The following is a 20,833-nucleotide window of genomic DNA, read 5'->3' as shown; positions in this document are numbered from 1 at the left end:
CCACAGGTTCTGTGATGCCTGTGGGAGCGAGCTTGGCCGCGAATGGATCTAAAGGCATAAGAAGAGGCAAACCATGTCCGACATCCTCTGGCAACCCGACGCCAAACGCATTGGCAAGACCCGCATGGAGGCCTTTCGGCGCTTCATCAATCAGCGGCACCACCTCAAGATCGACGACTACCCTGCCCTGCACCAATGGTCCATCGAGCAACGCCCCGACTTCTGGCAGGCCATCGTCGACTTCTTCGACATCCGCTTCCACGAGCAACCGGACGCCGTGCTGCTCGAAGGCCCGCAGATGCCGAGCGCCCAGTGGTTCCCCGGCGCAACGCTGAACTTTGCCGAACACCTGCTACAGCGTCGCGATGACGCGATCGCCGTGGTAGCCGTTGGCGAAAACGGTCAACGTGAACACGTGACCTGGGCCGAACTGGCCGAACAGGTCGCCGGTTTTCAGAATGGCTTGATCGCCGCTGGCGTCGGTGTGGGTGACCGTGTCGCCGCCTGCATGCCCAACACCTGGCAAACCCTGGTGGCCATGCTCGCCACCACCAGCCTTGGCGCTATCTGGTCCTGCTCCTCACCGGACTTCGGCACCCAAGGGGTGGTTGACCGTTTCGGCCAGATCGAACCGAAAGTGTTGGTGACCTGCGCCGGCTATCGCTATGCCGGCAAAGAGATCGACCAGACCGCCAAGGTCAACGAAATCCTCCAGCGCCTGCCGTCATTGCAGCAGTTGATCATCGTGCCATACGCCCGGCCACAGGCGCACATAGAAGAATTCCACACCCAGGCCAACGTGACGCTGTGGGACGACTTCTACACCCCCGGCGGCGAACCGGACTTCGTCCCCGTGCCCTTCGCCCACCCGCTGTACATCCTCTACTCCAGCGGCACCACCGGCGTGCCCAAGTGCATCATCCACAGCACCGGCGGTGTGTTGCTGCAACACGTCAAGGAACACGGCCTGCATGGCGATCTCGGCCCCGGTGAACGGCTGTTCTACTACACCACCTGCGGCTGGATGATGTGGAACTGGCTGGTGTCGGCGCTGGCGACAGGCAGCTCCGTGGTGCTGTACGACGGCTCGCCGTTCCAACCCGAACCGCAACGCTTGATCGACCTGATCGACGACGAACGCATCAGCGTCTTCGGCACCAGCCCCAAATACCTCGCAACCCTGGAAAGCAGCGGTATCAAGCCCCGCGAAAGTCATGACCTGGGCAGCCTCAAGATGTTGCTTTGCACCGGCTCGGCACTGTCGTCGCACAGTTACGACTTCGTCTATCGCGACTTCAAGGCTGACGTGTGCCTGGCCTCGATGTCCGGCGGCACCGACATCGTCTCGTGCTTCGTCAACGGCAACCCGATGTCGCCCGTGCGGCGCGGCGAAATCATGGGCAGGAGCCTGGGCATGGCCGTCGAAGTGTGGAACGACGAAGGGCACCCGGTGATCGGCGAAAAAGGCGAGCTGGTCTGCACCGGCCATTTCCCGGCGATGCCCATTGGCCTGTGGAACGATCCCGATGGCGAGAAACTGCGCAAATCCTATTTCAGCCTGTTCCCCGGCGTCTGGGCCCAAGGTGATTACGCCGAACAACTACCCCATGGCGGGATGATGATCCACGGTCGCTCCGATGCCGTGCTCAATCCCGGTGGCGTACGCATCGGCACGGCGGAAATCTATCGTCAGGTGGAGAAAGTCCCCCAGGTGCTCGACAGCGTGGCCATCGGACAGCAGTGGCAGGATGATGTGCGGGTGGTGCTGTTCGTACGTTTGCGCGACGGGCTCGAACTGGACGAGGCGCTGCAACAGCAGATCCGCGAGACGATTCGCGCCAACACCACGCCGCGTCATGTGCCGGCGAAGATTGTCGCGGTGACTGACATTCCCCGGACCATCAGCGGCAAGGTCGTTGAGTTGGCGGTACGCAATGTGGTGCATGGGCAGAAGGTGAAAAACACCGATGCCCTGGCCAATCCCGAAGCGCTGGAGCAATTTCGTGACCGGCCCGAACTCAAATCTTGAAGCACCACGCAAAACCCTGTGGGAGCGGGCTTGCTCGCGAAAGCGTCAGATCAGTCAACGGAGCTACTGAATGTGATGGCCTCTTCGCGAGCAAGCCCGCTCCCACAGGAATCTGTGTCACTGAACCACTCGCGCCGACGAATCCTCCAGCTTCAACCACCTGTGCAAGAATAGACGTCAGCCAAAGCGACTCATGTGCAGGACTCCCAGATGAACGCAACACCAACCGCCAGCGATGCCCAGGCCTTGATCGCCCGAATCGACTGGGCAAGCAGCCCGCTGGGCGCTGCCAGCACTTGGCCACAAAGCCTGCGAACCGCCGTGGACATCGTCATTCACTCACCGATGCCGATGCTGCTGCTATGGGGCCCGCAGCTGACGCAGATCTATAACGACGGCTTCGCCCTGCTCGCCGGAAGCAAACATCCACACGCTTTCGGACAACCGGCACACCTGATCTGGCCAGAGTTGCAAGACTTTACCGACCCGATCTACCGCGCCGTCCTGCAAGGTCAGGTACGAACCTACAGCGAGCAGCGCTTTACCCTGCAACGCGGGGACCGGGAATCCGACTTCTGGCTCGACCTGACCTACAGCCCGATCCGCGATGAAGGTGCCGAGGTGGCCGGGATCCTGGTCACCGCCATCGAAACCAACGAACGCCGGCGCATTGCCCTTGAACTCGAACAGCGCTCGGCGGCCAGCCTCAAGGCCCAGCGTGAAACCGAGGAACGCCTGCAACTGGCCCTCGCCGCCACCGATGCGGTCGGCACCTGGGACTGGGACATCAGCGAGGACCGTTTCATCGCCGATGCGCACTTTGCCCAGTTGCACGGCATCGACCCGGCCATGGCCAGTCAATTGCCGATCAGTGAGTACCTGCACGGCGTACACCCCGAAGACCGCGCCCTGATCGCCCGCAGCATCAAGCATTGCATCACCCACGGCAGCGAATACGCCGAGGAGTATCGCCTGCTGCAAACCGACGGCCAGATGCGCTGGGTATTTGCCCGCGGTCGCTGCTACAAGGATCACCACGGCCGGCCGGTGCGCTTCCTCGGCGCCGCCCTGGACCTGACCGAGCGCAAACACACCGAACAGGCCCTGCGCCAGAGCCAGACCGAGCTGCAACTGATCATCAACGCCATGCCGATCCTGATCAGCTACGTCGACCGCGAAGAACGCTTTCGCCTGAACAATGCGGCATACCTGGACTGGTACGGGCTGACGCCGCAAGAGCTTTACGGGCGAACCATTCTTGAAGTGATTGGCGAAGAAGCCTATGCGTTGCGCGCCCCGTACATCACTGAAGCACTGTCCGGCCGGCCCTGCTGTTTCAGCATCAGCACGCCGCACCGCGACGGCAGCATCCGCCAGGCCTTGATGAATTACCTGCCACGCCACGGCGCGGATGGCGCGGTGAACGGTTTCTACATCTTCGTGATCGACGAAACCGAACGCAAAAAGACCGAGGAAGCCCTACGTAACCTGAACGAAACCCTTGAGGAGCGGGTTGCCGCCCGCACCCGCCAACTGGCCGAGGCCAACGAGCGTTTGCAAAACGAGATGTTCGAGCGTGAGCGTGCCGAAGACGCCTTGCGCCATGCGCAGAAAATGGATGCGGTCGGCCAGCTTACCGGCGGCATCGCCCATGACTTCAACAACATGCTCACCGGCATCATCGGCAGCCTCGACCTGATGCAGCGCTACATTGCCGACGGCCGCACCGCCGAGATTGGCCGGTTCACCGAAGCGGCCGTGTCCTCGGCCAACCGTGCCGCCGCCCTCACCCATCGCTTGCTGGCGTTCTCCCGGCGTCAGTCGCTCAACCGCAAGCCGCTCAACCCCAACGAGTTGATTCACTCGCTCGAAGACTTGTTCAGGCGTACCAAGGGCGACCATATCGAGCTCGAACTGCAACTGGCCGAGAATATCTGGCGGGTCAGCACCGATGTCAGCCAGCTGGAAAACGCCTTGCTCAACCTGGTGATCAACGCCCGGGACGCCATGCCCGATGGCGGCGAGTTGCAGATCGAAACCGCCAACGTGTACCTCGACGGCAGCGACATCACGACCCTGGAACCGGTCAAGGCCGGCGACTACGTGATGATTGCCGTCAGCGACAACGGCACCGGTATGACGCCCTCGGTGCTGGCCAAGGCATTCGACCCGTTCTTCACCACCAAGCCCATCGGCCAGGGCACCGGTTTGGGCTTGTCGATGATTTACGGTTTTGCCCAGCAAACGGGGGGCCACGTCAGCCTGTTCAGCCTGCCCGGAAGGGGCACCAGCGTGCGCCTGTACCTGCCGCGCCTGCATTCGACCGAGCCGGAACAAGTCCTGTCGCCCGTCGTCGGCGAGGCACCGGCGGCGATTGCCGGAGAAACCGTAATGCTGGTCGAAGACGATGCGGCGGTGCGCATGCTGGTACTGGACCTGCTCAAGGAGCTCGGTTACCGCGCCCATGAAGCCGAAGATGCCAAGGGCGCCCTGCCGGTGCTGGAGTCGGACCTGCGGGTGGACCTGCTGGTGACCGACGTCGGGTTGCCAGGCATGAACGGCCGCCAACTGGCGGAAATCGCCCGCCAGCATCGTCCCGAATTGAAAGTGCTGTTCATGACCGGTTATGCCGGGATCGCCGCCGAGCGCCAGGGTTTCCTCGAAGAAGGCATGGACATGGTGGCCAAGCCGTTTTCCATCGACCTGCTGGCCAACAAGATTCGCACGATGATCAGTCAACCGGACTGAGTTGAGGCATAATCGCGCGCCCCCGCTGCCACCCACATAGCCACCCCACATAGCCACCACCGTTGCAAGGTACCGCCACATGAAAGCTCAAGCCCGCCATATCCTGGTGAAAACCTCGGAAGAAGCCGAGCAACTCAAACAACGCATCGCCAAGGGCGAAGCGTTCGATGTGCTGGCCAAGAAGTACTCGACCTGCCCATCGGGCAAGCGCGGCGGCGATCTCGGTGAAGTGCGGCCGGGGCAGATGGTCGGCGTGATCGATGCGGTGATCTTCAAGAAACCGCTGCGGGTGGTGCATGGGCCGATCAAGAGCAAGTTCGGGTATCACCTGGTGCAGGTGTTTTACCGGGATTGATGCTGTTGGCTTTCGGGCCTCTTCGCGGGCAAGTCGGATCGCCGCACCGTCGCTCCCACAGGGATTTGTGAGTTGCAATAGATTGCAACCACACCGACTACCACTGTGGGAGCGGGCTTGCCCGCGAACCGATGGCGCAGCCAGCGGCCATTCACCGCTTACCTTGAAATCAGCGCCCCAGGCACCTGAATCACCCGGCTCGCCAACCGATGCCCGGCCTCGGCGGCGTCCGCCGGGCTGCCGCCCTTGAGCCGCGAAGCCAGATACGCCGCGCTGAACGAATCCCCCGCCGCCGTGGTGTCCACCACCCGCTCGACCTTCAGCGCCGGAACTTCGAACGACTCGCCATCACAACGAATCAGGCACGCTTGGGCGCCGCGCTTGAGCACCACTTCCGGCGTACCGATCTGCTCATACGCGGCAAACACCGCGTCACAATCGGCATAACCAAACAACGCCTGTTCGTCATCCACCGTCAGCAACGCCAGGTCGACCTGCGGTAGCACACGGCGATACGCCGCCCGGGCGTCCTCGACCGATGCCCACAGCCGTGGCCGGTAGTTGTTGTCGAACACGATCCGCGCATCGCGCTGGCGGGCTTCGATCAGGGTTTCCAGCAGTTTTTCTCGGCCTTGCACGCCGAGTACCGCCAGGGTGATGCCGCTGAAGTACAGCACGTCGTAATCCGGCAGCGCAGCGAGGATCGGCGCGGCAGCCGGGGTGGTGAAGCAATCGCGGACGGCCGCTTCGTTGCGCCAGTACAGAAAGCGTCGCTCACCGGCGGCGTCAGTCTGGATGCAATACAAACCCGGCAGGCGTCCGGGCAGGCGCTGAACCATGCCGAGCCCGATATTTTCCGCCGCCCAGCTCTGGCACATCGCGTCACTGAAACTGTCATCGCCCAGGGCGGTGACGTAGTCCACAGCGCCGTCCTCTGCCAGTTCCCGGGACAGGTACACCGCCGTATTCAAGGTGTCGCCGCCGAAGCTTTGTTGCAGGCTACCGTCGGCGCGATGCTGCAATTCGATCATGCATTCGCCGATCAGGGCGATGCGTGGGGTGTTGGGGCCCAGGGTGTTGATGGTGTTCATTGTTGTGGGGTCTCTGGTGTTTCTGTGTTGTCCGGTTGGGCCTCTTCGCGAGCAAGCCCGCTCCCACATTGGATCTTCGGTGTACACAAAACCCTGTGGGAGCGGGCTTGCTCGCGAAAGCCGCGCCTCGGTCTCAAGCCTTAGAAACAGGTTTCCATGGTCTCGATGACGTTCAGTTGCTCATCCACCAGACAGCCGACACGCCACTTGTCGAACGTCAGGCACGGGTGCGAGGTACCAAACGAAATGATGTCGCCCACCCGCAGATCAACCCCTGGCGCCACGCTCATGAACGCATGCTGGTCCATCACCGCGGTCACCTTGCAGGCACTCACATCATCGCCTTTGGCCGGCACCACGCCCGCCTTGTAACGCAGCAACGGCACCGGTAAACCCGCGTCGTAGGCCACGTCGCGTTTGCCCAGGGCAATCACCGCAAACCCCGGCTCCGGCAGCGACTGCACGTGCGCCCACACTTCCAGCGCCGGACGCAGGCCTTCGTGCAGGTCGCTGCGACGGTCGAGTACGCAGCACTGCGCTTCCTTGTAGATGCCATGGTCGTGCGCTACGTAACTGCCGGGACGCAGCACGCTGAGGAAACGCCCAGCGGCGTTCTGTGCTTCGAAGGACTCGGCAATCAGGTCATACCAGGCCGAACCCGACGCAGTGATGATCGGTTTGGCAATCGCGAAGGCTCCGCTGTCCTGCAACTGCACCGCCAGGCGCACCAGTGACGCGGCGAAATCGCGAATGCCGGTCACCGCATGATCGCCATGGATCACGCCTTCGTAACCTTCGATCCCGGCCAGAGCCAGCGCCGGTTGCGCGCCGATGGCCTTGGCCAGATCAAGTACTTCCTGCTCGCTACGGCAACCGCAACGACCACCGACCACGCCGTATTCGATCATCACGTTCAGGCGCACGCCACGAGAGGCGAAATAGGCGCCGAGGTCGGCGACGTTGTCCGGGTGATCGACCATGCAATAGAAGTCGAACGTGGGGTCGGCCAGCAGGTCGGCGATCAACGCCATGTTCGGCGTGCCTACCAGCTGGTTGGCCATCAGCACCCGGCGCACACCATAGGCGTAGGCCGCACGGGTTTGCGTGGCGCTGGCCAGGGTGATGCCCCAGGCACCGGCGTCCAGTTGGCGCCGGAACAGCGCCGGGGTCATGCTGGTTTTGCCATGGGGCGCCAGTTCCGCTCCGCTGTCGCTGACGAACGCCTGCATCCAGCGAATGTTGTGTTCCAGCGCCTCGCGGTGCAGTACCAACGCGGGCAGGCTGACGTCACGCACCAGGCTGGAGCCAATGGGCGCGGTGCCTTTTTCCACGGCGGCAGTATTGGGGGCAGAAGACATGGTCGAACTCCTCGTTCACGCGGCCGCAGGCAGCCGCTGTTATTCGTTGATGCGACGGGCCAGGCTGTTAGCGCTTTCAATCAGCACCCGGCGGTAGTCGTTGTAGTTTTTCTTCGCATCGGCCCGTGGGGCGACGATGCACAGGGTCGCGATGGCCACGCCGCTGGGGTCTTTGACCGGTGCGGCGAAGCAATGGGTAAAGGTGTCGGCGACGCTATCGAAGGAAAAGAAACCATCGATACCGGCCTGGCGGATTTCCTTGAGGAATTGCTCCAGCGGCAAGCGTTCGCCATCGGGCAGGATGAAGTCATCGTGATCGATCAGGTCGACGATTGCCTGGTCGCTCAGGTGCGCCAGCAACAGGCGCCCGGAGGCGGTCCAGGGGATGGGCGCGTTTTCGCCGATGTCCGAGGAAATGCGGAAATGCCGTTCCCCCTCCTTCATCAGCGCAACGGTGTACTTGCGCCCGTTGAGCAGGCACATCTGCGCGGTTTCGTGGGTCTGGCTGACGATTTCCTGCAAGGCGTGATCGGCCTCGCGGGTCAGGTCGAAATGCCGCAGGTGTGCCTGTCCGAGAAAATACAACTGACGACCGAGGTAGACATGACCGTCCTTGCCCACCGGCTCCAGGATCCGTCGTTCCAGCAGCGAAGCCACCAGTTCGTAGACCGTGGATTTGGGGCTGCCGATGCCGTTGGCGATGTCGTTCGGGCGCAAGGGCTGGCCGATCTCCTTGAGGAAATCGAGGATATCGAACGCCCGGTCCAGCCCGCGTGCCCGGCGCTTGATGGTGTCTTCGGTCATTTCAGTGGTTCCCATTCATAGTCGTCGGGAGTTTACCCAGAGTGCCGCGCTGACCGTTAGGCCGCCTTCGCGGGCAAGCCCGCTCCCACAGGGATTGAGGGTGTGTCTGCAATCTGTGGCAGCACACAAAACCTGTGGGAGCGGGCTTGCTCGCGAAGAATTCACCACGGATCTCAGGCCTTTTTCTTGTACGCAATGCAGTCGATCTCAACCTTGCAGTCGACCATCATGTTCGCCTGCACACAGGCCCGCGCAGGGGCGTGTTCAGGCTTGAAGTACTCGGAGAAGACCTTGTTGAAACTCGTGAAATCCCGCGGATCCTCCAGCCACACGCCAGCACGCACCACGTCTTCCAGGCCGAAACCTGCCTCTTCGAGAATCGCGATCAGGTTCTTCATGGTCTGGTGAGTCTGCTCGACGATGCCACCGACAATGATCTCGCCATCCAGCGCCGGCACCTGGCCAGACACGTGCAGCCAGCCATCGGCTTCAACGGCGCGGGCGAAAGGGCGAGGCTGACCGCCAGCGGCGGTGCTGCCGGTGCCGTAACGAGTAATGCTCATGAGTGTTTCTCCTGATTGAAAATTGAAGGATCAAAAACGGGTGCTTTTGAGAAATTCCGCCAATCGTGGCGACTGCGGGCGTTCGAACAGGTCCTTGGGTGGCCCCTGCTCTTCGATTCGCCCCTGATTCATGAAAACGATCTTGTCCGAGACCTCGAACGCAAAGCGCATTTCGTGGGTCACCAGCAGCATGGTCATGCCGTCTTCGGCCAGGCCTTTGATCACGCTCAACACTTCGCCCACCAGTTCCGGATCGAGGGCCGAGGTCACTTCGTCGAACAGCATCAGGCTCGGGTTCATTGCGATGGCGCGGGCGATTGCCACGCGCTGCTGCTGCCCACCAGACAACTGACCGGGAAAGTGATCGCGACGTTCCAGCAGGCCGACGCGCTCCAGCCATTTCTCGGCCAGGGCCACGGCCTCGTCCTTGTGCAGCTTCTTGACCTTGAGCAGCCCCAGGGTAACGTTCTGCAATGTGGTCAGGTGCGGGAACAGGTTGAACTGCTGGAACGCCATGCCGGTCATGGCGCGATGGCGGGCAATGACTCTTTCCGGGTGGCGAATGCGTTTGCCGTTGACCTCGTCATAACCGATGGATTCGCCGTCGAGCAGGATCTGCCCACCCTGGAACTCTTCGAGCATGTTCACGCAACGCAGCAACGTGGTCTTGCCCGAGCCGCTGGAGCCGATCAGCGTCACCACGTTGCCGCGCTGCATGCTCAGGTCGACGCCCTTGAGTACTTCGAGCTGATCGTAACGCTTGTGCAGGCCGCGAATGTCCAGCAGCGGTTGGCCGTCTTGTGCATTGGTTGGAGTCTGAGTCATGGCAAAGCCACCCGCTTTTCAATGTGCCGGCCGAGTAACTCGATGCCGTAGTTGATGACGAAGAACAGGAAACCGGCGAACAGGTAAAACTCCAGGGTCATGAACGTCCGGGCGATGATCTGCTGGGTGCTGAGCAGCAACTCGGCGACGCCGATCACCGACAACAGGGTCGAGGCCTTGACGATCTCGGTGGACGAGTTGACCCAGGTCGGCAGGATCTGCCGCAACGCCTGGGGCAACAGCACGTAACCGAGGGCCTGGTAGAACGTCAGTCCGATGGCCTTGCTCGCCTCCATCTGCCCGAGCGGCAATGCCTGCAATGCACCCCGCACGATCTCGGCGACATGGGAGCCGCAGAACAGCGTCAAACCCAGTGCACCGGCCTGGAACGCGCTGATCTGCCAGCCCAGTGCCGGCGCCATGTAGAAGCACGCCAGCACCAGCACGAACACGGGCGTGCCGCGAATCACATCGACATAAAACCGAAACGGCGCGCGCATCCAGAATTTGCCGTAGGTCAGCACCAACCCGGTGACGACGCCTACGAGCGTGCCGAGCAGAATCGCCAGCACCGATACCTGCACGCTGGTCAGGAAGCCCTGCCACAGCACTTCCCGCGCCACCCACAACTCATGCAACCAACTGGGGGATTCGTACATGGAGGCCTCCTATCGGCGAATCGCCAGACGCTGTTCGAGGTAACGCAGCATCATGGCTATGAGGTAACAGGCCGCCACATACAGCGCCGTGGTCACCAGCCAGGTTTCAATCACCCGGTAGCTCTCGACATTGATCTTGCGCGCGTAATAGGTCAGCTCCGGTACCGCAATCGCGGCCGCCAGCGAAGTGTCCTTGAACAGCGAAATGAAGTTGTTCGACAGCGCCGGCAACACATTGCGCAGCATCACCGGCACGGTGACGTAGGCCTTGACCTGCCACTCACCCAGGCCAATGGCCAACCCTGCTTCACGCAGGCCCTTGGGAATGCTCAGCAAGCCGCCGCGGAACACTTCGGTCAGGTACGCCCCGGCATACAGCGACAGGGTGATGATGAACGAGGGGATCTTGTCCAGGCGGATCCCCAGGCTCGGCAACGCAAAGTAGATCAACAGGATCAACACCAGGATCGGCGTGTTACGAATCACCGTGACATACACCGACGCCAGCACCCGCAATGCGCGATGCCTGGACAACAAGGCAAACGCCATCATCAGGCCGATCACGCAGCCGATGGCGATCGACACCAGGGCCAGTTCAAGACCCATACCGAGCCCCGCCAGCAAGGTGTCGAAATCGCGCCAGACGGCGGCAAAGTTCAACTGATAGTTCATGGTCAGCAGTACCTTGAGCGGGGCGCATTTGGGCGCCCTGCTCTCACGGGATCATTTGAATTCGACGGGGAAACCGATGGCCGGGGTCGGCAGGTCTACACCGAACCATTGCTTGAACGACGCCGCGTAGGTCGGGAACTCAACGCCGGTCATGGCTTCATGCAGGGTGGTGTTGACGAAGTTCAGCCAGTCCTGATCGCCGCGCTTGACCGCGCAGGCATAGGTCTGCGGGCTCCAGGCGTAGGCCGGGCTGCGATAGCGGCCAGGGTTCTGCACCATCAGGTACTTCACCGAAGACTGGTCGGTGGCTGCCGCGTCGGCGCGGCCGGAGTTCACGGCCTGGTACATCAGGTCCACGCTGTCGTACTGATCGACCTTGGCCTTGGGCAGCGCCTGATGCACCAGTTCTTCGGCATAGACGTTTTGCAGCACCGCCACGGTGAGACTGTCACCGGCGGCTTTCATGTCATCGATTTCCTTGTACTTGCTGTTCGCCGGCAGCAGCAGGCCGACACCTTCGCGGTAGTACGGCAGGGTGAACGCCACTTGCTGCGCGCGGCTGGCCGTCACGGTGATGAACTGGCAACTGATGTCGACCTTGTCGGTCAGCAGGTTGGGAATCCGCGCATCGGACGACTGCACCACGTACTCAACCTTGGTCGGGTCGTTGAACAAACCCTTGGCGATCATGTGCCCGATATCGATATCGAAACCCTGCAACTTGCCGTCCGCGCCCTGGAAGTGCCACGGCGCATTGGTACTGCCGGTGCCTACAATCAGTTTGCCGCGGGCCAGAACGCTATCGAGCTTACTGTCCGCCGCCTGGGCTACCCCCATGGCAGCGGCAGAAGCCGCGAACAGAAAAACACACGCTTTGAACAAGGAAGGACGGCGATGCATGGCAAGCACTCCTGGGTGATGTTTATTCCGCTATACCGGATTACAGTATGTAACAACGGAATAGACAGCAGAAAGTGTGCCACAGGATGTGAAGGGAATGTGAGAGAGATTGAAATTTGTTTTGAATCAGGGGGATGCGTGAAAAAAGAAAAAAACGTTACCAACCGCACAGGCAAACAGCCGCTACCGTTGGCTACAGGGGGCGGGTATCTGGTTCACAATTGGGCTGGGATGGGCCATTTCGATGCAGCCTTGTATGAGTCAAAACATACGGGGAACGATCGGTATACGTTTCAACAATAAATGATCTTTCCCACCCTCTGCACAGAGTAATTCTCATCGGTCGCCGTGTAGCGTGCGCCTTTGAAAAACGATCTGTTTAAATCCGAATAAACCGATCACTACTGTCAACTATGACAGTAGACGCTTCGGAGTATGTGAGGAAATACTGGCGCCGTATCTGACTATCGACACCAAAGGGGATCGAATATGAATACGGCAAGAACTTTGTTTTTTTGCGCGACGCTGGGAATGGGTTTAACGGGTTGCAACGTTGATCCGGACACGACTGTTTCCGCGATCAGCGAAGAGTGCAGCAGCTTGGTCACTGGAAAGTACATCGGCCAGAATGGCCCTGAAGTTTGCGTCACGACACCGCTTTCAAAAAGTGCCACATCCATCTCGGGCACTATCGTTGGGACCACGGCTACTGGCCCGTTCATGGTAACGGCGAAAACCAGCGATGACGTCATTTTGAAGCAGGTATCCACGCTGTCTAACGGTAACTTCACGATGTCTCAATTGAATCTGCAAAACCTGCCGGGCAGGGGCATTTCATTTTCGGTTGTTGTCGCGGGTGTTAGTTCACCGGCCACCAAACTGGTCGTCGGGCAGGAGCCACCGTCAAAATGTTCCAGCGGAACTCCGGGCTATCCGTTATGTGGCACTTATCCCGGCGCTATCTTTTTTCCAATCAAAACCTCCATTACCACCATTTTCTCTGTTTCACCTGGGGAATTTTATACTGGGGCTATTTTGCTTCCCCATTTAATGGGTTTAAGCACAACTCACTGGAGGACTGACCGATACATCAGCTCTTTTCGAAACGTTCCTGCTCCAATAAAGCCGGGAGAGGAGCAAACCGTTATTGCGACTATCGATAACACTGAGTCTTTTGCCTACCCAGTCACTCAAACTGTTTTGCCCGCTCAACAGTAAAAAACTCGCGAACAATGTGTTCACAGCCAGGCGCGCGCAGGGTCGGTACGCTGATGCGCAATCCCGACCCCGTGGCCCGACCTGACCTAGTGCTTGAATGACGTCATCACCCGCTCGGCATTTTCATCGCAGCTCATGCCTTCGGGCCGGGCCTGGATGGTGTCGATCCAGCCCAGCAACTGCGCCTTGCTATGGGCCAGGTGCCGTTGCATCTCTTCGATCTGCTCGATCTTGCGATGCAGGCCGGCCATCAACTCATCGTGCTTGAACGCGCCCGTCACATTATCCGGCAGTAACTGTTTGAGCTCTTCCAGGCTGAAGCCCGCTTGTTGTGCGCATTGGATGATTTGCAGGGTCTGCAGCGCCTGTTGCGAGTAACGCCGATAACCGTTGGCAGAGCGCTCGACCTGGCGGATCAAGCCCTGAGACTCGTAAAAACGGATGCGCGATGCGGTCAACCCGCTCAACTGTGCCAATTCACCGATCTTCATTGCGGCCTCATTTACCTGCTTGACATTAAAGTTAACTTTAAGCTTAGCCTCTGCTCATCACTATGAGGAGTCAAGCATGTCGCCCTTCCAAACATTGAATTTGCCCAACGGCCAGACCATCGGCAATCGCATTGCCAAAGCCGCGATGGAAGAGAACCTCGCCAATACCGATCAGGTGCCCGACCAGGCGCTCTTGCGTCTGTATCAGGCCTGGGCCGAGGGCGAAGCCGGCTTGCTGCTGACCGGCAATGTGATGATCGACCGCCGCGCCATGACCGGCCCCGGCGGTGTAGCGCTGGAAGACGAGCGCCACCTGGAGCGCTTCCGCCAGTGGGCCAGCGTCGGCCGGGCCGGCGGTGCGCATTTCTGGGTGCAGCTCAACCATCCTGGCCGCCAGACCATGGCCAACCTTGGCCAGCAAGCCTTGGCACCGTCGGCGGTTGCGCTCGATCTCGGCCAGTTCTCGAAGATGTTCGCCGAACCCAAGCCCATGAGTGAGGCGGACATCCAGGAGGTGATCCTTCGCTTCGCCAGCAGCGCCGCACTAGCGGAGAAAGCCGGTTTTACCGGGGTGCAGATCCACGCCGCCCACGGCTACCTGATCAGCCAGTTCCTTTCGCCACTGACCAATCGGCGCACCGATCAATGGGGCGGCTCACTGGAAAATCGTGCGCGCCTGCTGTTGTCCGTCGTCGAGGCGGTTCGCCAGGCGGTGTCACCGCAATTTTGTGTGTCGGTAAAGCTCAACTCGGCGGATTTCCAGCGCGGTGGTTTCGATGCCGATGATGCACGGCAAGTGATCCAGTGGCTTAACGAACAACCGATCGACCTGCTGGAACTCTCCGGCGGCAGTTACGAAGCACCGGCCATGCAAGGCGAAGCCCGCGACGGACGGACCCTGGCACGGGAGGCGTACTTTCTGGAAATGGCTGGCGAACTGGCCAGCGTGGCGCGGATGCCGGTGATGGTGACCGGCGGGATCCGCCGTTTGGCGATCGTCGAACAGGTCCTCGACAGCGGCCTTGCCATGGCCGGCATCGGCACCGCGCTGGCCGTGGAACCGCACCTGGTCAAGCACTGGCGCGAAGGCCAGGACAGTCATCCGCAACTGCCGTCGATCCGCTGGAAGCGTAAGCCCCTGGCGGCGCTGGCGAGCATGGCGGTGGTCAAGTTCCAGCTACATCGCTTGAGTCGTGGGCGCAAAACCCGACCTGAAGTCTCGGCGTTGTGGGCGTTGATTGTCGACCGGTTATACATTGGCAAGCGCACCCGGCAGTATCGGCAGGCGATGGGCAAATGATCCGAAATGGATGGTGACTGACCCACCGCTTTCGCGAGCAAGCCCGCTCCCACAGGGGAACGCATTCCAAATGTGGGAGCGGGCTTGCTCGCGAAGAGGCCGCCCTAGACAAGACAGGGCTCAGCCTGGAAGCAGCTCGTCAATATGCCGATACTCGGCCTGCAACTGCGCCGCCAACACCCGGCTGCGCCCAAGCCGGATCGGCCCGCGCTCGATGTCGATCAGCAACCCCGGGCACTCCAGCGTCGGCAACAACGGCCAGTCCTTCAGTCGGCCATCGGTCACCAGCAATAAGCGCTGCTGCTCTGCCGGAAAACGCTTTTGCCGTGCCGCAAGCCATTGCCCCGCTTCGCCCAGCGCGGCCAGCAACGGCGTACCGCCACCGGCGCCAAGACCATCGAGCCAATGGCGCAACCCGGTCGAAGCCTTCAACCCCTGCACCTGCCACTTGGGTGCGGCACCGCTGGCCGTGAGCAACGCCAGTCGCGCACGCTGGCGATAGGCATCGTCGAACAACTGCGCCAGCAGGCCCTTGGCATCGCTCAATGCCTGATGACGGCGGGTCGATGCTGAGGCATCAACGATCACCAGCCACAGTTCATGGGGCGAGCGAGTGCGCAGGTGAAATAACAGATCGTCGCGCTGACGCGGTCGGCCATTGAGCAAAGTGCCGGGCCAGTTGACCGAGCCGCTGCGGGCTGCATGACGCTTGCCCTGTTTGCCGTGGTCCAGCCGCCCGGCTCGAGGTCTGGCATTCGCCCCCGCGTCTGAGCGAGGGCGAATGCCTAGGGCTTTTTTGGCCAGCTCGGCACTTCACGTCGTGCGCCGACCGCCAACGCCTGGGCAGGCAACTCACCCCACTGGCCCTGCCCTTCGCTCGGGTTGGCTTTTTGCGGCTCAGAGGGTTGCGCAGCTTGGGATGGCTGAGGCGCCGGTGCGCAATGCTCGCGACGACGATGGCGCAAGGCGAACTCGGCAACGGCGTCGATATCGTCCTCGGCGATCGCGTTCGCCCCGCGCCAGGCGGCGTGCGCCCGGGCGGCGCGCAGCCAGACCAGATCGGCGCGCAAACCATCGACGCCAGCGGCAAAGCAGCGTTCGGTGATGTGTGCCAGCGCCTGGTCGTCGAGGGGAATGTTTGCCAGCGCGTTGCGTGCGCTCTGGCAACGTTCGCGCAGAGACGCCTGCGCGGACTCCCATTCGGCGCAGAAACCTTGCGGATCGCTGTCGAAATCCAGGCGACGACGGATGATCTGACCGCGCTCGGCCGGCGCGGTGTGGCCACCGAGGGCGACGTTCAAGCCGAAACGGTCCAGCAGTTGCGGACGCAGTTCACCCTCTTCCGGGTTCATGGTGCCAATCAGCACGAACTTCGCCGAATGCCGATGGGAAATACCGTCGCGCTCCACCAGATTGGTGCCGCTGGCGGCCACATCGAGCAGCAGGTCAACGAGGTGATCGGGCAACAGATTGACCTCGTCGACGTAGAGCACGCCTCCGTCAGCCTTGGCCAGTACGCCCGGGGAAAACTGTGCGCGCCCCTCGCCCAGTGCCGCGTCGAGATCGAGAGTGCCGACCAGCCGCTCTTCGGTGGCGCCCAACGGCAAGGTGACGAACTGACCGCTGGCCAGCAGGTCTGCCAGCCCGCGGGCCAGGGTCGACTTGGCCATGCCCCGCGGGCCTTCGATCAGGACACCGCCGATTTTCGGGTCAATGGCGGTCAGGTACAGGGCCAGCTTCAAATCGTCGGCGCCGACCACGGCGGAGAGCGGGAAATGCGGGGTGTCGGTCATTGTTTTATCTCGGTCATGGTCGGTGATCTCCCAGGCGCCCCAATCCCTGTGGGAGCGAGCTTGCTCGCGATGGCGGAATGTCAGGCAACATTTTTGTCGACTGAACGAATGTCATCGTCGGAACGCCGCCCGGAGCAAGCTCGCTCCCACAGGTTTAAGTGCGTCAGCTGTCTTCTTCTATATCCAGCAACAGATTCTCCAGCGCCTCGCGGTACTCGCCTGGTTCCTTCCACATCCCCCGTTGTTGCGCCTCGAGCATGCGCTCGGTCATGTCGCGCAAGGCATGGGGATTGTGTTCACGGACAAAATCCCGGGTGTCCGGATCAAGCAAATAGGCATCGGCCAGCAACGCGTACTGGTGATCGTCGATCAACTGCGTGGTGGCGTCGAAGGCGAACAGGTTGTCGACCGTCGCGGCCATTTCGAACGCACCTTTGTAGCCGTGACGTTTAACGCCTTCGAGCCACTTCGGGTTGGCCGCCCGGGAGCGGATCACCCGGTTCAGCTCTTCCTTCAAGGTGCGAATCTTCGGCAGGTCCGGCTGGCTGTGGTCGCCATGATAGCTGGCCGCCACCTCGCCTTTCAGGCTTTCCACCGCTGCGAGCATACCGCCCTGGAACTGGTAGTAATCGTTGGAGTCGAGCAAATCATGCTCGCGGTTATCCTGGTTTTGCAGCACCGCCTGTACCTGGCTCAGGCGCTGGCTGAACTGTTCGCGGGCGGCGGTGCCTTCGTCGGAACCGCCGTAAGCGTAGCCACCCCAGTTGAGGTAGACCTCGGCCAAGTCCTCGCGGGTTTGCCACAGGCGACCATCGATGGCGCCCTGCACACCCGCGCCGTAGGCACCGGGCTTGGCCCCGAAAATCCGCCAGCCGGCCTGACGTCGCGCAGCGTCTTCATCGAGCCCCGCCTGCAGCAAGGCTGCACGCTCGGCGCGCACCTTGGCCGCCAACGGGTTGAGATCATCCGGCTCATCGAGGTCGGCCACCGCTTGCACCGCCGCGTCGAACAAGCGAATCAGATTGGCAAAGGCGTCACGGAAGAAACCGGACACACGCAAGGTTACGTCCACCCGCGGACGGTCGAGCAAACTCAACGGCAGAATCTCGAAATCATCGACCCGCTGGCTGCCGGTGGCCCAGACCGGGCGTACGCCCATCAGCGCCATGGCCTGGGCGATGTCATCACCGCCGGTGCGCATGGTCGCGGTGCCCCACACCGACAGGCCGAGCTGGCGCAAATGATCGCCGTGGTCTTGCAGGTGCCGTTCGAGAATCAGGTTGGCCGACTGGAACCCGATGCGCCACGCCGTGGTGGTCGGCAGGTTGCGCACGTCCACCGAATAGAAATTGCGCCCGGTGGGCAGCACATCCAGGCGACCACGACTCGGCGCGCCGCTGGGACCGGCCGGGACGAAGCGACCGCTCAGGGCATCGAGCAATCCGCGCATTTCCGCCGGACCGCAGGCGTCCAGACGCGGGGCGACCACCTCACGCAGGTTGTCGATGATGGCTTGCACTTCAGTCCAGTCCGCCTTTTGTGGGAGCGGGCTTGTCTCCGGGCGGCGTTCCGACGAATCGGTTGAGCATTCAACATTGATGTCGATTGACCCACCGCTTTCGCGAGCAAGCCCGCTCCCACAGGGGTTATTCAAAACGTCCGAGATCAGTCGTGTGGCGAATAGCTCGAGGCGTTCGCGGGTATCGCCCGCCGTGCGCCAGGTGTCTTCGCTGATGCCCACAAGAGCCTCGGGGCGCGGCCCAGTCCACGGCTCGGCCAAGGCGCAATCGAGCGGATCGAACCCTAGTCCGAAGGCCTTGGCCAGTGCCCGCAGCAAACTCGACTGCGCGCCCCGCCCATCGCCTCGTGGAATACGCAACAACGCCAGCAAGGTGTCGATACGCAAACGCCCGGTGGGCGATTCGCCGAACACATGCAGGCCGTCGCGGATCTGCGACTCTTTCAAGTCGCACAGGTAAGTGTCGAGTCGCGGCAACCAGATCGCCGCATCGGCGTCGCTGTCGAGCTGTTCGTCCAGTTGCAGTTCACGGTCGATGTGTGTGTCACGCACCAGTTGCAGGATGTCGCGTTGCAACTCTCGGGCGCGGCGTGGATCGAGCAGTTGCGCTTCGTAATACTCGTCCGCCAACAATTCGAGGTTGCGCAGCGGCCCGTAGGTTTCGGCGCGGGTGAGCGGTGGCATCAGGTGATCGATAATCACGGCCTGGGTGCGCCGCTTGGCCTGGGCGCCCTCGCCCGGGTCGTTGACGATGAACGGATAGATGTTCGGCAGCGGCCCGAGCAAAGCATCTGGCCAGCAGTTTTCCGAGAGCCCCACGCCCTTGCCCGGCAGCCATTCGAGGTTGCCGTGTTTGCCGACGTGGATCACGCCATGGGCGCCGTAAGTGTTGCGCAGCCAGAAGTAGAACGCCAGGTAACCGTGGGGCGGCACCAGGTCCGGGTCGTGATACACCGCGCTCGGGTCGACCTGATAACCCCGGGCCGGTTGAATGCCGACGAAGGTCAGGCCAAAACGCAGGCCGGCGATCATCATCCGCCCGCTGCGACACATCGGGTCGCTTTCCGGCGCGCCCCAACGTTCGAGCACCGCCGCGCGGTTGGCTTCGGGCAGTGCATTGAACATCGCCAGATAGTCATCCATCCCCAGGCTTTGCTGGCACGGACGCAGGTCGAGGGTCTCGAGATCGTTGCTGACGCCACCCAGCAACTGCTGGATCAGCGCGGTGCCGCTGTCCGGCAACTCAGCCGGCAACGGATAACCTTCGGCATGCAGCGCCCGCAGGATATTCAGCGCGGCGGCCGGGGTATCGAGGCCGACGCCGTTGCCGATGCGACCGTCGCGGGTCGGATAATTGGCGAGAATCAAGGCAATGCGTTTTTCCGCATTGGGCACCCGCGCCAGATCGACCCAGCGCCGCGCCAGTTCGGCAACGAAATCCATGCGTTCCGGTTGTGGCCGGTAGCAGACCACATCCGACTGACTGCGTTCACTGCGCCACGCCAAGTCCTTGAAACTGATCGGGCGGCTGATGATGCGTCCGTCCAGTTCCGGCAAGGCAATGTGCATCGCCAGGTCACGGGGGCCGAGGCCCTGTTCGCTGGCGCGCCAACCCGGTTCGTTGTCCTGGGCGCAAATCGCCTGGATCACCGGAATATTGCGGCGAAACGGGCGCAGATGCGGTGCTTCGGGACTGGATTGGGCAAAGCCGGTGGTGTTGAGGATCACCGAGACGCTGGCCTCGTCGAGCCAGTCCTCGACCACGCAAAGACAACCGGGCTCTTTCAGACTGGCCAGCGCGATCGGCAACGGATTCAACCCCGCGGCCTGCAAGCGCTGGCAAAAAACATCAATGAAAGCCGTGTTCGCCGCCTGCAAATGCGAGCGGTAAAACAGCACCGCCGCCACCGGTTGACCCGCTTGCCAATCGGCTTGCCAGTCACTCAGTGCGGCGCAGTGTTTGTGCGGATGGTATATCGCCGTGCGCGGCAAGGTTTGCGGCTCGCCCCAGGTGTAATCACGGGCCAGCCAGCGGTTGGCCAGACAGCGGAAGAAATCGAGGGCGTTGCCCATGCCGCCCTGGCGCAAAAACTGCCAGAGCCGGTCGCGATCCTCCGCGCCGACGGTGCTCAGGTCACTGAGCTCCGGATCCGGGCGATCATCACCTGGCACCAGAATCACCTGCACACCGCGCTGCGACAGCTCGACCAGGCGCTCAATGCCGTAACGCCAATAGGCGATGCCGCCGTGCAGCGAAATCAGGATCACCCTGGCGTGACGCAGCACTTCATCGACGTACAAATCCACCGAGGCATGATTCTGCACCTGCATCGGGTTGGCCAGGCGCACGCTCGGGTAATCGTCGGGCAACTGCTGCGCCGCTTCGGCGAGCAGCGCCAGGCTGGAATCGCCGCTGCACAGGACCACCAGTTCGGCGGGGGTTTGTCCAAGGTCGGCAATGTTGTCATCCGACACGAAACCGCCGGGCTGGGTCCTGAGCAGGTGCAT

17 protein-coding genes are annotated in these 20,833 nt (G+C 61.7%); 5 read left to right on the top strand and 12 right to left on the bottom strand.

The genetic code is table 11. The features are described 5' to 3' along the window. Window positions 1-73 precede the first annotated feature (73 nt). The 3 genes from KGB28_RS05145 (at window position 74) to KGB28_RS05135 (ending at window position 5,132) form a co-directional block, all read left to right on the top strand. Window positions 74-2,029: an acetoacetate--CoA ligase gene (locus KGB28_RS05145; protein WP_223443016.1), complete on the top strand. Its 1,956-nt coding sequence runs from the start codon at window positions 74-76 to the stop codon at window positions 2,027-2,029. Window positions 2,030-2,239: 210 nt separating this feature from the next. After that, a complete protein-coding gene (locus KGB28_RS05140) occupies window positions 2,240-4,777 on the top strand; it encodes a PAS domain-containing sensor histidine kinase (protein ID WP_223443013.1) in 2,538 nt (845 codons plus the stop codon). A 79-nt stretch (window positions 4,778-4,856) separates the two neighbouring features. Next, window positions 4,857-5,132, top strand: a complete 276-nt coding sequence (locus tag KGB28_RS05135; RefSeq protein ID WP_007898282.1) for a peptidylprolyl isomerase — start codon at window positions 4,857-4,859, stop codon at window positions 5,130-5,132. A gap of 158 nt (window positions 5,133-5,290) precedes the next feature. Here the strand turns inward: KGB28_RS05135 and KGB28_RS05130 are convergent, their stop codons facing one another. The 8 genes from KGB28_RS05130 to KGB28_RS05095 form a co-directional block, all read right to left on the bottom strand. Then, the gene (locus KGB28_RS05130; RefSeq protein WP_223443010.1) at window positions 5,291-6,223 is read right to left on the bottom strand and encodes a sugar kinase; all 933 of its coding nucleotides are present in this window, start codon (window positions 6,221-6,223) and stop codon (window positions 5,291-5,293) included. Window positions 6,224-6,363: 140 nt separating this feature from the next. Next, on the bottom strand, window positions 6,364-7,581 hold the full coding sequence (locus KGB28_RS05125; RefSeq protein ID WP_223443007.1) for an amino acid deaminase: 1,218 nt from the start codon (window positions 7,579-7,581) through the stop codon (window positions 6,364-6,366). Between the two features lie 39 nt (window positions 7,582-7,620). Continuing rightward, a complete protein-coding gene (locus KGB28_RS05120; RefSeq protein WP_223443004.1) occupies window positions 7,621-8,385 on the bottom strand; it encodes an IclR family transcriptional regulator in 765 nt (254 codons plus the stop codon). 173 nt (window positions 8,386-8,558) lie between these two features. Then, complete coding sequence (locus KGB28_RS05115) at window positions 8,559-8,948, bottom strand: RidA family protein (RefSeq protein ID WP_223443001.1); 390 nt, start codon at window positions 8,946-8,948, stop codon at window positions 8,559-8,561. A gap of 30 nt (window positions 8,949-8,978) precedes the next feature. Further along, a complete protein-coding gene (locus KGB28_RS05110) occupies window positions 8,979-9,773 on the bottom strand; it encodes an amino acid ABC transporter ATP-binding protein (RefSeq protein WP_223442998.1) in 795 nt (264 codons plus the stop codon). Further along, window positions 9,770-10,432, bottom strand: a complete 663-nt coding sequence (locus tag KGB28_RS05105; protein WP_150723636.1) for an amino acid ABC transporter permease — start codon at window positions 10,430-10,432, stop codon at window positions 9,770-9,772. The genes KGB28_RS05110 and KGB28_RS05105 overlap by 4 nt, the downstream gene beginning before the upstream one ends. A 9-nt stretch (window positions 10,433-10,441) precedes the next feature. Next, window positions 10,442-11,104: an amino acid ABC transporter permease gene (locus tag KGB28_RS05100; protein WP_108217292.1), complete on the bottom strand. Its 663-nt coding sequence runs from the start codon at window positions 11,102-11,104 to the stop codon at window positions 10,442-10,444. A 51-nt stretch (window positions 11,105-11,155) separates the two neighbouring features. Beyond that, a complete protein-coding gene (locus KGB28_RS05095) occupies window positions 11,156-12,004 on the bottom strand; it encodes a transporter substrate-binding domain-containing protein (protein ID WP_150753471.1) in 849 nt (282 codons plus the stop codon). Between the two features lie 489 nt (window positions 12,005-12,493). Here KGB28_RS05095 and KGB28_RS05090 point away from each other — a divergent pair, with 489 nt between their 5' ends. Then, window positions 12,494-13,222: a hypothetical protein gene (locus KGB28_RS05090; protein ID WP_223442995.1), complete on the top strand. Its 729-nt coding sequence runs from the start codon at window positions 12,494-12,496 to the stop codon at window positions 13,220-13,222. 86 nt (window positions 13,223-13,308) lie between these two features. On the opposite strand, the gene KGB28_RS05085 is transcribed toward KGB28_RS05090, so the two are convergent. Then, on the bottom strand, window positions 13,309-13,713 hold the full coding sequence (locus KGB28_RS05085) for a MerR family transcriptional regulator (protein ID WP_223442992.1): 405 nt from the start codon (window positions 13,711-13,713) through the stop codon (window positions 13,309-13,311). A gap of 76 nt (window positions 13,714-13,789) precedes the next feature. On the opposite strand from KGB28_RS05085, the gene KGB28_RS05080 reads away from it, so the two are divergent. Then, window positions 13,790-15,013: an NADH:flavin oxidoreductase/NADH oxidase family protein gene (locus KGB28_RS05080; protein ID WP_223442989.1), complete on the top strand. Its 1,224-nt coding sequence runs from the start codon at window positions 13,790-13,792 to the stop codon at window positions 15,011-15,013. A gap of 120 nt (window positions 15,014-15,133) precedes the next feature. On the opposite strand, the gene KGB28_RS05075 is transcribed toward KGB28_RS05080, so the two are convergent. The 3 genes from KGB28_RS05075 to cobN form a co-directional block, all read right to left on the bottom strand. Continuing rightward, a complete protein-coding gene (locus KGB28_RS05075; RefSeq protein ID WP_317853287.1) occupies window positions 15,134-15,679 on the bottom strand; it encodes a vWA domain-containing protein in 546 nt (181 codons plus the stop codon). Window positions 15,680-15,798: 119 nt separating this feature from the next. Then, entirely contained in the window at window positions 15,799-16,806 is a 1,008-nt protein-coding gene (locus KGB28_RS05070) for an ATP-binding protein (RefSeq protein ID WP_223442985.1), read from the bottom strand. A gap of 163 nt (window positions 16,807-16,969) precedes the next feature. Beyond that, window positions 16,970-20,833 carry a cobaltochelatase subunit CobN gene (gene cobN / locus KGB28_RS05065; protein WP_223442983.1) on the bottom strand — a complete coding sequence of 1,288 codons (3,864 nt, stop codon included), beginning with the start codon at window positions 20,831-20,833 and terminating at the stop codon, window positions 16,970-16,972.

Source organism: Pseudomonas sp. BF-R-19 (assembly GCF_019956445.1).
In the GTDB taxonomy this organism is placed as follows: Bacteria; Pseudomonadota; Gammaproteobacteria; order Pseudomonadales; family Pseudomonadaceae; genus Aquipseudomonas; species Aquipseudomonas fluorescens_BH.
The sequence above is the reverse complement of the archived record's forward strand: the minus strand, read 5'-3'. Positions and strand labels throughout refer to the sequence as shown.

Excerpts from the sequence above, each read along its gene's own strand:
- KGB28_RS05135 (WP_007898282.1), top strand. The coding sequence starts at position 4,857 with ATGAAAGCTCAAGCCCGCCATATCCTGGTGAAAACCTCGGAAGAAGCC.
- KGB28_RS05105 (WP_150723636.1), bottom strand. The coding sequence starts at position 10,432 with ATGTACGAATCCCCCAGTTGGTTGCATGAGTTGTGGGTGGCGCGGGAA.
- KGB28_RS05140 (WP_223443013.1), top strand. The coding sequence starts at position 2,240 with ATGAACGCAACACCAACCGCCAGCGATGCCCAGGCCTTGATCGCCCGA.
- KGB28_RS05145 (WP_223443016.1), top strand. The coding sequence starts at position 74 with ATGTCCGACATCCTCTGGCAACCCGACGCCAAACGCATTGGCAAGACC.
- KGB28_RS05130 (WP_223443010.1), bottom strand. The coding sequence starts at position 6,223 with ATGAACACCATCAACACCCTGGGCCCCAACACCCCACGCATCGCCCTG.
- KGB28_RS05115 (WP_223443001.1), bottom strand. The coding sequence starts at position 8,948 with ATGAGCATTACTCGTTACGGCACCGGCAGCACCGCCGCTGGCGGTCAG.
- KGB28_RS05080 (WP_223442989.1), top strand. The coding sequence starts at position 13,790 with ATGTCGCCCTTCCAAACATTGAATTTGCCCAACGGCCAGACCATCGGC.
- KGB28_RS05120 (WP_223443004.1), bottom strand. The coding sequence starts at position 8,385 with ATGACCGAAGACACCATCAAGCGCCGGGCACGCGGGCTGGACCGGGCG.
- KGB28_RS05085 (WP_223442992.1), bottom strand. The coding sequence starts at position 13,713 with ATGAAGATCGGTGAATTGGCACAGTTGAGCGGGTTGACCGCATCGCGC.
- KGB28_RS05090 (WP_223442995.1), top strand. The coding sequence starts at position 12,494 with ATGAATACGGCAAGAACTTTGTTTTTTTGCGCGACGCTGGGAATGGGT.
- KGB28_RS05100 (WP_108217292.1), bottom strand. The coding sequence starts at position 11,104 with ATGAACTATCAGTTGAACTTTGCCGCCGTCTGGCGCGATTTCGACACC.
- KGB28_RS05070 (WP_223442985.1), bottom strand. The coding sequence starts at position 16,806 with ATGACCGACACCCCGCATTTCCCGCTCTCCGCCGTGGTCGGCGCCGAC.
- KGB28_RS05110 (WP_223442998.1), bottom strand. The coding sequence starts at position 9,773 with ATGACTCAGACTCCAACCAATGCACAAGACGGCCAACCGCTGCTGGAC.
- KGB28_RS05095 (WP_150753471.1), bottom strand. The coding sequence starts at position 12,004 with ATGCATCGCCGTCCTTCCTTGTTCAAAGCGTGTGTTTTTCTGTTCGCG.
- cobN (WP_223442983.1), bottom strand. The coding sequence starts at position 20,833 with ATGCACCTGCTCAGGACCCAGCCCGGCGGTTTCGTGTCGGATGACAAC.
- KGB28_RS05125 (WP_223443007.1), bottom strand. The coding sequence starts at position 7,581 with ATGTCTTCTGCCCCCAATACTGCCGCCGTGGAAAAAGGCACCGCGCCC.